The organism is Pseudarthrobacter raffinosi (genome assembly GCF_023913835.1).
GTDB classification, from domain to species: domain Bacteria; phylum Actinomycetota; class Actinomycetes; order Actinomycetales; family Micrococcaceae; genus Arthrobacter; species Arthrobacter raffinosi.
On sequence record NZ_JAMXBG010000007.1, the window covers coordinates 165032 to 178549 of the forward strand.

The following is a 13518-nucleotide window of genomic DNA, read 5'->3' on the forward strand; positions in this document are numbered from 1 at the left end:
TGTGCAAGGCTCGGTGAGGAGCGTTTACTCGGTGGCTGCGGTTGCCTTGGTTTCCTTGGCCGGCAGAGGTTGCGGGTTGAGGAACGCGTCCGTGAGAAGCGGTGCCACCACGCCGATCTGCCATTCGCGGGCACCGAGGGCGCGCAGCTCGGCGGCTACTGTTTCTTCGGTTATGCCCGACGGCGGACGCCACGCCACGCGGCGCAGGTAGTCCGGCGTCAGCAGATTCTCCACGGGAAGGTTCAGTTCCTCCGCTTTCTCCTGCAGGAGCGGACGGGCGGTGGACAGGCGTGCGGCGGCCTCAGGGTCCCGATCGGACCACACCCGCGGCGGGGGCGGTGCGTTGGTGGGCAGGTGCAGCGGCGGAAGGTCCTCAAGATCGCGGGCAGCGGCGATGCACCGGAGCCACCGGGGTGCCTCACGCTGAGCCGCACGGCCATAGAAGCCCTTGGTGCCGAGCAGCTGGGGAACGGTGGACGGCATGGCCTTGGCGGCGGACACCAGGGCGGAATCTGGGATCAGCCGTCCCGGTGCCACATCGCGCTTCTGCGCCAGGGAATCGCGCTCCAGCCACATTTCGCGGACCGCGGCCAGCTGGCGCCGGTCGCGGATCTGGTGCAGGCCCGACGTCTTGCGCCAGGGGTCAACCCGGGGAGGCGCGACGCCGGCGGCAAGGATTGCGGCAAATTCCTGCTCGGCGTATTCCAGCTTGCCGTCGGCCTGCAGCAGTTCGATGAGTTCTTCGCGCAGCTCGGTCAGGACTTCCACGTCCAGGGCGGCGTAGCGCAGCCACGGCTCGGGCAGCGGCCGCGTGGACCAATCGGCGGCCGAATGTTCCTTCGCCAGGCCAAACCCGAGCAGCTGTTCGATGACGGCGGCCAGGCCAACGCGTGGCAGGCCGGCCAGCCGTGCGGCGAGCTCCGTATCGAAGAGCCTGTCCGGCCACATGCCCAGCTCCAGCAGGCAGGGCAGGTCCTGGCTGGCTGCATGCAGGATCCATTCCACCCCCTGGAGCGCATCGTTGATGATGGACAGGTTCTCGAACGGTTCAGGATCGATCAGCCAGGTACCTGAGCCTTCGCGCCGGATCTGCACCAGGAACGCGCGCTGGCCGTACCGGAATCCTGAGGCCCGTTCTGCATCAACCCCTGCGGGCCCTGTGCCGGCGGCGATGGCTGCCGCGCACCGCTCCAGCCCGGACTGCGTTTCGATAACCAGCGGCACGCCGTCGCGCGGTGCGTCGAGGTCAATGACTACGGGGACCTGGCTGTCGAAGCCTTCCACCGTGATGTGGGGAGTGGTATCAGCAGCCGGAGCGCCGGCCGTGGTGTTTTCCGGAATATGAGGGGTCATGATGCCTTCAGTTTACCGACACGGGGCAGTCCTAGTTCCGGCGCCGGCGCGGAAGGGCCGTGACGCCGTCGGGCAGAGGGGGGAGTCCGGCGAACGTACAGACCATGTCTGACCATGCTTCCAGATGGGCGGTGACGTCCGACGACGCCGGAGTCCAGGAAGCGCGCAGCTCGATATCGATCGACCCGGGCCGGTCGGAAAGTGTTCCAAAACTCTCCGATAGGACGCGGGTGGCGGTCCCGCCGGCCGCCCGGTAGGGGGCCTTGTGATTCTCTAGGGCCTCCACGAGCCAGGTCCAAGCGACGGTGCCCAGCATTTCGTCATTGCCCATTTCGGGCTCAAGCTGGGCCCGAATGTAGGTGACAATCCGGAATTCGCCGTCCCAGACTGCTGAGCCTTCCGGGTCGTGCAGCAGGATGAAGCGGCCCGTGGCCAACTCGGTGTCGTCGTCGTCCTCGGTGCCGGACGCCGCGGCCAGGGCCATGGCGGCGGGCCCGTGGACCGGTGTGGTGCCGCTGCCCGGTCCGGGCGCCATGACCTCGGCCCCGAGCGCCACGGCGAACGGTGCCAGGCGCGCCGGGGCGGGAATTTCCGCCAGGCGCAGTTCACTGCGGCATTGGGCCTTCCTGAGGGTTCCCAAGGCGTGGAGAAATTCCGGGGGAACCTGGGCTAGTGCGTTCACCTTCGCAGATTACGCAACAGCAGGGGGGAGGCAGTGCAGGCTCGCCGTCGGCCGGCCCATGCTATCCGGCCTCCTTGCCCGCGTGATGGGCCGCAAGTTCCCTTCGGATCGCGGCCACAAAGGCGTCGACATCATCCTCACTGGTGTCGAAGGAGCACATCCAGCGGACCTCGCGGGCGGCTTCATCCCAGTCGTAGAACCGGAAGGACTCCCGCAGGCGGTCAGCTATGCCAGCCGGCAGGACGGCAAACACACCGTTGGACTCCGTCTTCTGCGTGGGCTCCACACCCTCGATCGAGTCCACCGCGGCGCGGAGGCGTGCGGCCATGGCGTTGGCGTGCGACGCCGAACGGAGCCACAGGTCGCCTTCCAACAGGGCGATGAACTGGGCCGACAGGAAGCGCATTTTCGAGGCAAGCTGCATGTTCATCTTGCGCAGGAACTTCAGGCCGTGGGCCGCTTCGGGGTTCAGGGCCACAACCACTTCGCCGTACAGCAGCCCGTTTTTGGTGCCGCCGAAGGAGAGGATGTCCACGCCGGCGTCGCGGGTGAAGGCCCGCAACGGCACGTTTAGGTGCGCGGCGGCGTTGGCCAGCCGCGCGCCGTCCATGTGGAGTTTCATGCCCTTGGCGTGGGCATGATCGGCGATGGCCCGGACCTCATCCGGGGTGTAGCAGGTGCCAAGCTCGGTGGTCTGGGTGATGGACACTGCCAGCGGCTGTGCCCGGTGTTCATCGCCCCAGCCCCACGCCTCGCGGTCAATCAGCTCCGGCGTCAGCTTGCCGTCCTGGGTGGGGACATGCAGGAGTTTGATCCCGCCAATCCGTTCCGGAGCGCCGTTTTCGTCCATATTGATGTGCGCCGTCGAAGCGCACACCACAGCCCCCCAGCGCGGGAGCAGCGACTGCAGGGAAAGCACGTTGGCCCCGGTGCCGTTGAACACCGGGAAGCATTCGATGCCGGTGCCGAAGTGCTCCTCCATCAGCTCCTGCAGCCGTGTTGTGTAGTCGTCCTCGCCGTAGGACACCTGGTGGCCCTCGTTGGCAGCCGCGAGGGCGGCCAGGACCTCCGGGTGAACACCCGAGTAGTTGTCCGACGCGAAACCGCGGACGGACGCGTCATGCAGCCGGGCGGCGGGATTTTCAACCCGAGGGGCGGCATCTGCCGTTGTTGTCATTGCTTGCTCACGTTCTCAGTCTAGGGAGGTTGGGTCCGGCCGGTCCGGGGCCAGCCTGTCAGCGGAATTTGCGGTCAGGGGGTCAGGAGCAGGCGCTGGCCGTTCAGTTCGGCTGCCGGGCGGCTGAACAGCCCGACGACGGCGGCGGCCAGGTCCTCAACGTCGGTGGCGCCGGGGAAGGTCCGTTCCGGGTGCGCCTTCCGGAGTTCCGCGTCCACCAGAGCTTTCACCACCAGGACGACGGCGGCGCCGCGCAAGGCGGTGCCCTCATCCGCAGCCCCGCGGGCCAGGCCCTCCGCCATCGCCAGGGTCCAGGTCTCGGCGGCGGCCTTCGCCGCCACGTAGCTGGCCGTCGCCGCCGTGGGCTTGTCCACCGCGGTGGAGGACACCACGGCAAACCTTCCGGTTCCGGCGGCGGCCAGGTCGGTGTAAAAGACCCGGGACACATTCCTGAGCGTCGTGACGGCGCCGCGCTCCAGGAAGTCCCAGTCGGCGTCACTTTGGTCCGTGATGCCCTTGGCGCCGCGCCAGCCGCCGACGAGGTGGATGACTCCGTCCACGCGCCCGGCGGTTTCGGCCAGAAGGGTCTTCCGGAGGGCCTGGACGTCGGCGAGATCCGCAAGATCGCACACCAGGGGAGTGACGCCCTCGCCCGCCCGCCTCGCCGCAGCGTCGATGCGCGTCCTGTCCGCGCCAACCGTGAAGACCCGGAACCCCGCCTGGTGCAAGGCCCCGGCCACCGCGATCCCGGACGGTCCGCTGCCGCCGGTGACCAGGACGTTCAGCCCGGGGGCATGGTCCGGAACAGGAGCCACCGGCGGTGCGTCGGTTTCCCTCACAGCGCGGACGCTGCGGTGATGCCGGCGGTGGATTCGATGACTGGACGCATTTTCTTCTCCAAGGCTTCGTAGAACATGGACAGCGGAAATTCGTCGTCCAGCACCTGGTCGGTGAGGCCGCGGGGCGGACCGGCGACGGGAAGCGCGTCGGGGCCCTTGGCCCAGACTGATGCGGGGTTGGGCGTAACCGTGGCGGAGATCAGCTGGTACGCGGCAAGCCAATGGGCCATCTTCGGCCGGTCAATGGAACGCCAGTAGAGCTCGTCGATCGAGGCGCCGAGGCCGATCACCGCGTCCGCCACCTGGTCCCAGTCGATGCTGAGCCGGCTGTCGGTCCAGTGCAGGACGTGGTGCTGATGCAGCCAGGCGAAGAGCAACTGTCCGCCGAGCCCGTCGTAGTTGCGCACCCGGTTGCCGGTGATCGCGAAGCGGAAGATCCGGTCGAAGATGATGGCGTACTGCACCAGTTTCGCGTGCCGGCGTGCTTCCGGCCCGGCGTCTTCGTCCTGTTCGATCCGGACGGATTCACGGAAGGCTGTGAGGTCGCAGCGCAGTTCTTCCAGCGAATACAGGAAGTAGGGCATCCGCTGCTTGATCATGAACGGGTCAAAGGGCAGGTCCCCGCGCATGTGGGTCCGGTCATGGATCAGGTCCCACATCACAAACGTGGCCTCGGTCAGTTCCTGGTCGGCCAGGAGTTCCGCGGCGCCCGCGGGCAGGTCCAGGGAGGTGATGTCTGCCGCCGCGCGCAGGACCCGGCGGAACCGGGCAGCTTCCCGGTCCGCAAAAATAGCGCCCCAGGTGAACGTGGGTGTCGCCCGGACGGCCACGGTTTCGGGGAACAGCACCGCCGAGTTGGTGTTGTAGCCGCGGGTGAAGTCCAGGAACCGGATGGGCACAAAGAGCTTGTTGGAATAGTCCCCGGCCTCAAGGCCGGCCACAAAATCGGGCCAGATGACCTCGATCAGTACGGCCTCCACGAGCCGGCTGCTGCTTCCGTTCTGGGTGTACATGGGGAAGATGACAACATGCTGCAGGCCGTCCTGGCGCTGCAGCTGGGGCTGGAACGCCAGCAGCGATGCGAGGAAGTCCGGGACGGCGAATCCAGCCGTGGCCCACGCCTGGAAATCAGCGACGACGGCGTCAAGGTAGGCCGCGTCGTGCGGGAACAGCGGTGCCAGTTCGGCAAGCGACTCCGTGATGGCGGCAACCTGCAGGGCTGCCTCGGCGTGATGGCCGGCATCAGGCACGGAGCCGTCCTGGACCTGCAGTGCCTGCAGGGATTCGGCGGCGCTCCTGAGGCGGAGCCAGGCGGGATTTTCGGCGGTGATCCTCGTAGGGGCCACGGTCACGGTGACGGTCATGGTGTGACTGCCTTTCTCATTGCTTGGGGCATCTACGGCGAGCGTAGCAAGCAACCAGAGTCTCTAACTCAAATCGAGCCTGAGCATAAGATACTCTCGGGCTCGAGGCGCCTCGCGGCTCCGCCAGATGTAGGCGGAGCCACGGCTGGCGGACTCAGGACTTCGTGGATTCTTCCCCCGCAGCGCCGCGCGGCACCAGTTTCAGGGACACCGAATTGATGCAGAAGCGCTGGTCCGTGGGCGTGCCGTAGCCCTCACCCTCAAATACGTGGCCCAGGTGTGAATCACAGTGCGCGCACCGTACCTCCACCCGCTTCATGCCGAGCGTCCGGTCGTGGATGTAACGGACGGTTCCCTCGGCGAGCGGTGCCCAGAAGGACGGCCAGCCACAATGCGAGTCGAATTTTTCGTTGCTCCGGAAGAGCTCGGTGCCACAGGCACGGCATTGGTAGACACCCTCCGTATGGGTGTCCACGTACTCGCCGGTGAAGGGGCGCTCCGTACCCGCCTGCCGCAACACGTGGTACTCCTCCGGCGTGAGTTCCTGCCGCCACTCGGCGTCGGATTTCCGGTAGGCGGGTTCCGCAGCGACGGCGTCGGCAGCCGGAACGGGGACGGAATCCGTGGCCTTGTTCTCGAAGATGCTCTTACCAAAGATGCTCATAGTCAGCTCAACGCTCAGGAGTCGCCGATAAATCCCGAACCGGCATACAGGTGGAGCACGGGGAGCCCCAACTGGTCCTGGGCTTTGTTGGCCCAGTCCGTGTGGAACGTATCCGCAACTGCGTGGGGACGGGTGATCACCACTGCCTGGGCTGCGCCGAGTTCCTTGACCTTGGCAACGAGGCCTTTAACGGCCCCGCCGTCCACTACCTCGCCCGTTACCCCTGCGCCCAGCCCCTCCAAGGCGGCAAGCGAGACGGACAGTGTCTCTGCAGCCTCGGCCCGTTCAACGGTGGGGTCCGGGGCGTGGGCGGTCAGTTCGCGGAACGCCTTAGCAACGTCCAGCAGGGAGAGATTCTCAAGGAAATCCACCAGCAGATGCCGTTTAGTGTTCCCTGGAACCAGCAGGACAAGGGGAGTGTCCTGCCCGTCCACCAGGCGTTCTATGTTGACGCGGTCGTCCGCGCCCAGGGGTTCTTCGGTCAGGATGACGATTGGATCGCTCATGGCATCAGCCTAGTCGTGCGCACCGGCGCCTGCATCCATTTGGGCCGCACGGTGCACGCGGTGTCATGAGCGCGGCGTCCCCGGGGCCGGCAGAATTCCGATGCCACGTGCCGGACGGAATATGGTCAACCCGTCTGCGGCAGTAAGAATGGTTCCATGGCACCTTCCACGCGCACCTCCACGTTGACGGCGGCAGTTCCGACCCAGGCCGACGGCCGTATGTCGCTGCGCGCCAAATGGGCGCTCGGCGGCGTCATTGGCGGCGGGGCCCTTGCCGGCCTGCTGGCCACCGGCTCCTCCGCGCTGGCGCTCTATTTTGCCCGGCGTGTGATCACTCCCGTCCGGCAGCGGACGGCGGACCAGGAAGTCCTCGCCGTGCTCCGGGAAGGGGGCGGCCGCCAGGTCATCCTGACAGCCACTCCAGAGACCACGGTGGAGGGTGTCTATGGGTTGTTTTTCGACGGCGGGAAGGGGCACGCCCGGATCGGGCGGATTGTGTCCTATTCGCCGGCGGACGGCACGGTCCTGCGCGAAGTGGAAGCCGTCTATGCCGGCGATCTTGATACGGCCCGCCGCGGATGGTGGAGCGGTGCGCTCTACCCGGATCCCGCCACCGCCGGCTTTGCGGCGGAGGACGTGCAGATCGACGTCGACGGCGGCACGGCACCGGCGTGGCTGGTCCGGGCCGGCGGGACGTCCCGGACCTGGGCAATCATGGTTCACGGCCGCGGGGCAACCCGCCAGGAGGCTCTCCGGGCGGTCAGCCCAGCCCTCGAACTGGGGCTCACCAGCCTGCTTGTCTCGTACCGGAACGACGGGTTGGCGCCATCGGCCGAGGACGGCCGGTACGGCCTGGGATCCACGGAATGGCACGACATAGAGGCCGCCATCGAGTTCGCCCTGGCCAACGGCGCCGAGGAAATTGTTCTCTTCGGCTGGTCAATGGGCGGCGCCATCTGCCTGCAGACGGCCGATCTCTCGCCGAACCGTCACCTGATCCGGGCCATGGTCCTGGACGCGCCCGTCATCAACTGGGTCAATGTGCTGGCCCACCATGCGCAGATCAACCGCATACCGTCCCTCGTTGGCCGCTACGGGCAACTGATGCTGGGCCACCCCGTGGGCCGCAGGCTCACCGGCCTGGCAGCACCCGTGGACCTCAAAGCCATGGACTGGGTGGCGCGCGCCGTGGAAGTCCGGACGCCCACCCTGATCATCCACAGCGTTGATGACGAGTACGTTCCCTATGAACCCTCCGCCCTTCTGGCGGAGCGGAATCCGGACATGGTCACGTTCGAAACGTTCAACCACGCCAGGCACACCAAGGAATGGAATGTCGATCCCGAACGCTGGGAGAACCTGATCAAGGCGTGGCTCCGGCCGCAGTTGGCTCCGCGGCTCAACCCAGGGCAGCACCGCTAAAGTGTGCGCGTGCCGATGGCGGCTGTCACCGCGGACGTCAGCCGGATGAGGTCAGCCGGTGCAAGCTCAACGTCCAGGCCGCGTTTGCCACCGGAAACCAGCATCGTCCCCAGATTGAGGGCGCTGCTGTCCACCACCGTGGGCGATGACTGGCGCTGGCCCAACGGCGAGATCCCGCCCAGGACGTAGCCGGTGCGGCGTTCAGCAGCCGCAGGGTCTGCCATCGAAGCCTTCCTGGCGCCCAGGGCGGCCGCGAATGCCTTCAGGTCAAGGCTTCCGCTGACCGGCACAACCGCCACGGCCAGCCGCCCTTCCACTTCCACCATGAGGGTTTTGAAGACCGACTCCGGAGCGATGCCCAGGGCTTCGGCGGCTTCTGTGCCGTAGCTGGCCGCGGAAGGATCGTGGGCATACGGATGCAGCACAAACGGAACGCCGGCAGCAGCCAGGGCGGCTGTGGCCGGCGTTCCGTTTGAAGAACTCTTGCGTCCCAAAGCGTTCAGTTTCCTGTTAGGAGGTCAGCTGATCAGGACGCAAGCCGGGACGTAGCGGCGACCTTGCGTTTGATCCGTCCCAGCATGGCGGTCATGCCACGCATCCGCAGTGGCGTGATGGCCCGCGTCAGGCCCAGCAGCTCCGGCATATCGTCCGGCACCGCCAGGATTTCAGCGGCGCTGAGTCCGTCGAGCCCCTCGTGGAGCACGCCAGCGAAACCCCGCGTGGTGGGGGCTTCCGGTGGCGCCTTGAAGTAGAGCCGAACGGCGTCGGCCGGGCCGGCGTCGTTCTTTTCCGTTTCAATCGTCAGGAACAGCGGCGACTGGCATTCCACCACCTGCTCCAGGAGCTCGGGGTGGTCCTTCAGCCGGTCAGGCAACTCCGGCAGTTCGCGCGAGAACTCAAGCAGCAGCTGAAGCCGATCGGGTTCGGTCAGGGCCTGGAAGTCATCGACGATTTCCGCCAATGCGGCGGGCAGGTCATGTGTAGTCATCTGTTCCAGTTTACGCCGGGACCGTGCCGCGTTCCGTGCCCTTGGCGATGGGAACACGGACGGCGTTGCCCCACTCGGTCCAGGAGCCGTCGTAGTTCCGGACAGTGTCAAAGCCCAGCAGGTACTTGAGCGCGAACCAGGTGTGGCTGGAACGCTCGCCGATGCGGCAGTAGGCCACCACGTCATCGCCGGCGGTCAGCCCGGCCTCGCCCAGGTAGAGGGCCTCGAGCTCTTCCCGGCTGCGGTACGTTCCGTCCGGCGCAGCGGCGCGCGCCCAGGGGATGGATGCTGCCGTGGGAATGTGGCCGCCGCGGAGCGCTCCTTCCTCCGGGTAGGCCGGCATGTGGGTCCGCTGGCCGGTGTATTCCTCGGGGGAGCGGACGTCAATGAGCGGCTTGCCGAAGTGTGCCAGCACATCTTCCTTGAACGCGCGGATGGGGGCGTCGTTGCGCTCCACCACCGGGTAGTCGCCGGGCGTCGGGGAGGTCCGCTCCGTGGTCAGGTCGCGGCCTTCGGCGATCCACTTGTCCCGGCCGCCGTCGAGCAGCCGGACATCCTCGTGGCCGAACAGCGTAAAGACCCAGAGCGCATAGGCGGCCCACCAGTTGGACTTGTCGCCATAGATGACCACGGTGGTGTCGCGCGAGATGCCCTTGGCGGCGGCCAGGGCGGCAAACGCCTCGCCGCCCACGTAATCGCGGGTCACGTCATCGTTGAGGTCCGTGTGCCAGTCGATCTTGACTGATCCAGGGATATGGCCGGTCTCGTAGAGGAGGACGTCCTCGTCGGATTCGACCACGACAAGGTTTCCGTCCGCCAAGGCGCCGCTTTGGAGGGCGGCTGCGAGCCATTCGGTGGACACCAGGCGCTCCGGGCTGGCGTAGGCGGCGAACTTCTCGTTCTGTTCAACTGCGTAGGACATGGTGATGGCCTTTCACTGAGACACACGGCGGATGCTGTAGAAGGAAAACCTGCCTCCCACACTAGCCACGGCCGGCCGCCCTGTCCGCCTCTTTGTTAACAGTGGGAAATATGGCCTTCGTCACGCCGGGGCCCTTGCCGGCGCCATCGCGGGGGAGGCCAGTGCCATTGCCGGTATTCTTTCTGGGGACAACCCACCAGCAGAACGGACCACCTTGGTACAGATCGAACAGCTTGCCGCCCGCACTCCGGCGGTTTCGGTGGATGAGCTCCTCAAGGGTTTCTATCCGTCCGCACGGTTCGGCCAGGTCTCCTTTGCCAGCTACCGGCCGGACCCGAACCAGCCGTCCCAGGCGGCGGCGGTCAAGGGGCTGGAAGGGTTCGCCGGGGGAGTTGGAGCAGGCGACGGCGATGGCCTGTTCAAGAAGTTCTTCACCAAGAAGGTCGCTACCAGGGCGGGGATCTACCTCGACGGAGGATTCGGCGTCGGCAAAACCCACCTGCTGGCCTCGCTGTGGCATGCCGCCCCGGGCCCCAAGGCCTTCGGCACGTTTGTGGAATACACCAACCTCGTGGGCGCCCTTTCCTTCCGCAAAACTGTTGAGGCACTGAGCCACTACAAGCTGGTGTGCATCGACGAATTTGAGCTGGATGATCCGGGTGACACCGTGCTGATGTCCCGTTTGATGCGTGAACTGGCCGACGCCGGCGTCAAGCTGGCTGCCACGTCCAACACGCTGCCGGGTTCGCTGGGCGACGGCCGCTTTGCCGCCGTCGACTTTGCCCGTGAAATCCAGGTCCTGGCGGACCAGTTCGACGTCATCAGGATCGACGGCGAGGACTTCCGCCACCGTGGGCTGCCCGCCGCCCCGGCACCGCTGAAGAACAGCCAGCTCGCCGCACAGATGAAGGCCGAGTTCGACGGCAAGACCGTGGCAGAGGACGAATTCAGTTCACTGATCGGCCACCTGGCCGGTGTCCACCCGAGCCGCTACCGGCAGCTCATCGACGGCATCGACGGCGTTGTGTGGCGCAACGTGGAGACCATCACCGAACAGGCCGTGGCGCTTCGCTTCGTTGTGTTGGCGGACCGCCTGTACGACAAGGATGTGCCCATCCTGGCCAGCGGCGTCCCCTTCGACAAGCTCTTCACGGACGAGATGATGCACGGCGGGTACACCAAGAAGTACTTCCGTGCGGTGTCCCGCCTGACTGCACTCGCCCGCGAGGGCCAGAACCACGAGCCGTCCTAGGCATCGGCCGGGGAAGCCGGACCATCAGTTAAACGCCAAAGGCGCGGGTGCCACCTCCCGGCGGGACCCGCGCCCCCTTGACGTGCTAGGGCAGTGCCCTGGCCAAATCCTTGTTACGGAGCCTTATCAACCGGCGGAACCGGGTTGACTGGCGGAGTCTGCTCGGTGGCAGGCGCTACGCCGGGTGTTCCGTCGTTCTTGTCAACGAGCTTGGAAGCGCCCTCCTGGACTTTGTCCACGTGACCGGTGTACTTACCGCCAGTCTTTGAGTCGACGAAATCGCCGGCTTTCGTGATGCCGTCCTTGATGGCCTGCTCGTTGCCGCGGATGAGACCCTGAGCCTTGCCCTTAAGATCGTCAATCAGTCCCACGAGCACCTCCCTTCAATCGCGGAGCCAGTTCGCTCCTCCGCAACCGATCCTAGCCCTGTCTGCCGGGCGTGCCAAGGTGCTGTGACAAATGTTGTAAAGTCCGTGCGGCGTATCCGGGCAATAAAAAAGCAGCTCACGGGGAGCTGCTGTGTGTGTGGGCGATACTGGGATCGAACCAGTGACCTCTTCCGTGTCAGGGAAGCGCGCTACCGCTGCGCCAATCGCCCGGAACCGGAAGGCCGGCCATTTCGGATTTATTACTGGGGTAGAGAGCGGACGACGAGATTCGAACTCGCGACATCCACCTTGGCAAGGTGGTGCTCTACCAGCTGAGCTACGTCCGCGTATGAAGTACACCCTGGCCGGTGGCCAGAAGTACTGCATGAAGCAAGTTTCCTTGCTTGGTGGGCGATACTGGGATCGAACCAGTGACCTCTTCCGTGTCAGGGAAGCGCGCTACCGCTGCGCCAATCGCCCATTTCGTCCGGCGTGAACCGGAATCCATGGTTTTCACCGAGGTGGGTACGGGATTCGAACCCGTGTGAACGGCTTTGCAGGCCGCTGCCTCGCCTCTCGGCCAACCCACCGTGTAAGCTCCGATTCCGAAAAACCTTAGCCGTGACAGTGTCCTGCGAGCGGACGACGAGATTCGAACTCGCGACATCCACCTTGGCAAGGTGGTGCTCTACCAGCTGAGCTACGTCCGCATTTGGGCCGCTGAATCCGTGCCGTTTCGGGCATTTCCTCGCGTTCCAACGAGTAAGAACTCTATAGGAGGTTCAGGGAATCTCCAAATCGAACGTGCTTCAACGGCGGCAATGCCCCTGGATCCCTGCAATCTAGGGGATTTTTCTAATTACAGGCGTGTAATTCGAGCGGCGTCCCGTCTCGATTTCCATAAACCCCGCCCGGTCGGCTAGCATTCAAAGGCATCGGGGCGATTGGCGCAGTGGTAGCGCGCTTCGTTCACACCGAAGAGGTCACTGGTTCGAACCCAGTATCGCCCACCGAGGAATCTGGTCCGTTTCCGCTCAGCCGAGCGGAAACGGACCTTTTTTGTGCCCGCCATTCTGTCAGCCCCTTGTGAAAGAGTCTTTGTATGACTGATCCACTCCTTGCCCACGCCACGGAATACGGCCGCATGTATGCGCGGTCCACCTCCGAACAGTTCTCCGTTCCGTCAATCACCACCGTCATTGGCCAGCAGCCGCACGGCCTGGACGGCTGGTTCGGTTACATGGGCGCCAGCAGCCTGGCGAAGGATCCGTTGCTTGCCGATTGCCTGGGCAGCCCGGCGAAAATCCGTCAGGCCGTCAACCGGGCCTCAAAAGCAGCAGAACTGTATCGCGACGAGGCCGCCAGACGCGGCGACCGCGTCCATAATTACTGCGAGCAGGTTGCACTCCGCGCCCTGGGCCGGCCCCACGCCATGAAGGAAACCCGCGAGGCATTGGCGGCCAACGGAGAGGAAGGCTTTGCCCTGCGGTTCGATGAGTGGTGGGACCTCTACAGCGTAGAGCCCATCGCACCGGAAATTACCGTCTGGAACAAGTCAGTGGGCTACGCCGGGACGCTGGACCTCGTGGCCAAAATCAACGGCCGGATCTGCGTCATTGATTACAAGACCAAGGGCACCACACGGGATGGCACCGTCAAGCCGCTGGATGACAAGGTGGTCATGCAACTGGTGGCCGGCATGAAGGCCGAAGAAAGCCTGGTGGATGCCGTGGCAGGGGAATGGGAGCCCTGGAAGTACGGCGAGGCCCCGCTGCTGCTGGCTGTGGCCATTGGCGAGACGGAAGTCCGTCCGGTCCGCGCCAACCCCGACGTCCTCAAGCACCACTGGTGGAAGTTCTGCGCCCTGCGCCGGGTCTGGGAACTGTCCGCCGATACGCTCGCCGCCGGGTCTGCGCTTCTTCCGGTGGCTCCGCCCGTCTCCGTGCAGGCCCGCAGCACCTAGCGGAGCACGCGTGCCGGA

General features: G+C 65.6%; 14 protein-coding genes and 6 tRNA genes. 4 read left to right on the forward strand and 16 right to left on the reverse strand.

The window, feature by feature from the left end; genetic code table 11:
* Positions 1-24 precede the first annotated feature (24 nt).
* From NG697_RS09230 to NG697_RS09260, 7 genes are all read right to left on the reverse strand, one after another.
* Positions 25-1353, reverse strand: a complete 1329-nt coding sequence (locus tag NG697_RS09230) for an HRDC domain-containing protein (RefSeq protein ID WP_252614049.1) — start codon at positions 1351-1353, stop codon at positions 25-27.
* Between the two features lie 31 nt (positions 1354-1384).
* Entirely contained in the window at positions 1385-2035 is a 651-nt protein-coding gene (locus tag NG697_RS09235) for a DUF3000 domain-containing protein (RefSeq protein ID WP_252600197.1), read from the reverse strand.
* A 61-nt stretch (positions 2036-2096) separates the two neighbouring features.
* Positions 2097-3212 (reverse strand): threonine aldolase family protein, encoded by a 1116-nt coding sequence (locus tag NG697_RS09240; protein WP_252609204.1) that lies wholly within the window; start codon positions 3210-3212, stop codon positions 2097-2099.
* Between the two features lie 74 nt (positions 3213-3286).
* On the reverse strand, positions 3287-4051 hold the full coding sequence (locus NG697_RS09245) for an SDR family oxidoreductase (RefSeq protein WP_252614050.1): 765 nt from the start codon (positions 4049-4051) through the stop codon (positions 3287-3289).
* Entirely contained in the window at positions 4048-5415 is a 1368-nt protein-coding gene (locus NG697_RS09250) for a DUF6421 family protein (protein ID WP_252600199.1), read from the reverse strand. Before NG697_RS09250 ends, NG697_RS09245 begins: the two co-directional genes overlap by 4 nt.
* Positions 5416-5569: 154 nt before the next feature.
* Complete coding sequence (msrB, locus tag NG697_RS09255; RefSeq protein WP_252600200.1) at positions 5570-6079, reverse strand: peptide-methionine (R)-S-oxide reductase MsrB; 510 nt, start codon at positions 6077-6079, stop codon at positions 5570-5572.
* 14 nt (positions 6080-6093) lie between these two features.
* Positions 6094-6585 carry a hypothetical protein gene (locus NG697_RS09260; RefSeq protein ID WP_252614051.1) on the reverse strand — a complete coding sequence of 164 codons (492 nt, stop codon included), beginning with the start codon at positions 6583-6585 and terminating at the stop codon, positions 6094-6096.
* Between the two features lie 219 nt (positions 6586-6804).
* Here NG697_RS09260 and NG697_RS09265 point away from each other — a divergent pair, with 219 nt between their 5' ends.
* On the forward strand, positions 6805-8007 hold the full coding sequence (locus NG697_RS09265; RefSeq protein ID WP_252600234.1) for an alpha/beta hydrolase family protein: 1203 nt from the start codon (positions 6805-6807) through the stop codon (positions 8005-8007).
* Here NG697_RS09265 and ybaK read toward each other — a convergent pair.
* The 3 genes from ybaK to NG697_RS09280 are packed head-to-tail and all read right to left on the reverse strand — an operon-like array spanning position 8004 to position 9917.
* Positions 8004-8501 carry a Cys-tRNA(Pro) deacylase gene (gene ybaK / locus NG697_RS09270; protein ID WP_252600202.1) on the reverse strand — a complete coding sequence of 166 codons (498 nt, stop codon included), beginning with the start codon at positions 8499-8501 and terminating at the stop codon, positions 8004-8006. The two genes, NG697_RS09265 and ybaK, sit on opposite strands and share 4 nt — an antisense overlap.
* Before the next feature lie 32 nt (positions 8502-8533).
* The gene (locus NG697_RS09275; protein WP_252600203.1) at positions 8534-8995 is read right to left on the reverse strand and encodes a SufE family protein; all 462 of its coding nucleotides are present in this window, start codon (positions 8993-8995) and stop codon (positions 8534-8536) included.
* Positions 8996-9005: 10 nt separating this feature from the next.
* On the reverse strand, positions 9006-9917 hold the full coding sequence (locus tag NG697_RS09280; RefSeq protein ID WP_252600204.1) for a sulfurtransferase: 912 nt from the start codon (positions 9915-9917) through the stop codon (positions 9006-9008).
* A 214-nt stretch (positions 9918-10131) separates the two neighbouring features.
* Between NG697_RS09280 and zapE the strand changes: the two genes are divergently transcribed.
* The gene (zapE, locus tag NG697_RS09285) at positions 10132-11169 is read left to right on the forward strand and encodes a cell division protein ZapE (RefSeq protein ID WP_252600205.1); all 1038 of its coding nucleotides are present in this window, start codon (positions 10132-10134) and stop codon (positions 11167-11169) included.
* Positions 11170-11282: 113 nt separating this feature from the next.
* Here zapE and NG697_RS09290 read toward each other — a convergent pair whose 3' ends face one another.
* The 6 genes from NG697_RS09290 to NG697_RS09315 all read right to left on the reverse strand — a co-directional run bounded on the left by NG697_RS09290 (position 11283) and on the right by NG697_RS09315 (position 12247).
* A complete protein-coding gene (locus NG697_RS09290) occupies positions 11283-11540 on the reverse strand; it encodes an antitoxin (RefSeq protein WP_141140172.1) in 258 nt (85 codons plus the stop codon).
* A 155-nt stretch (positions 11541-11695) separates the two neighbouring features.
* Positions 11696-11767: transfer RNA gene (locus NG697_RS09295), tRNA-Val, on the reverse strand.
* A 44-nt stretch (positions 11768-11811) separates the two neighbouring features.
* Positions 11812-11884, reverse strand: a tRNA-Gly gene (locus NG697_RS09300).
* Between the two features lie 58 nt (positions 11885-11942).
* Positions 11943-12017, reverse strand: a tRNA-Val gene (locus NG697_RS09305).
* A gap of 39 nt (positions 12018-12056) precedes the next feature.
* A tRNA-Cys gene (locus tag NG697_RS09310) sits at positions 12057-12127 on the reverse strand.
* A gap of 47 nt (positions 12128-12174) precedes the next feature.
* A tRNA-Gly gene (locus NG697_RS09315) sits at positions 12175-12247 on the reverse strand.
* 228 nt (positions 12248-12475) lie between these two features.
* On the opposite strand from NG697_RS09315, the gene NG697_RS09320 reads away from it, so the two are divergent.
* Together NG697_RS09320 and NG697_RS09325 are read left to right on the forward strand one after the other, a co-directional pair.
* Positions 12476-12547, forward strand: a tRNA-Val gene (locus NG697_RS09320).
* A gap of 92 nt (positions 12548-12639) precedes the next feature.
* Complete coding sequence (locus tag NG697_RS09325; RefSeq protein ID WP_252609176.1) at positions 12640-13500, forward strand: cytochrome; 861 nt, start codon at positions 12640-12642, stop codon at positions 13498-13500.
* The last annotated feature ends 18 nt before the right edge of the window (positions 13501-13518 follow it).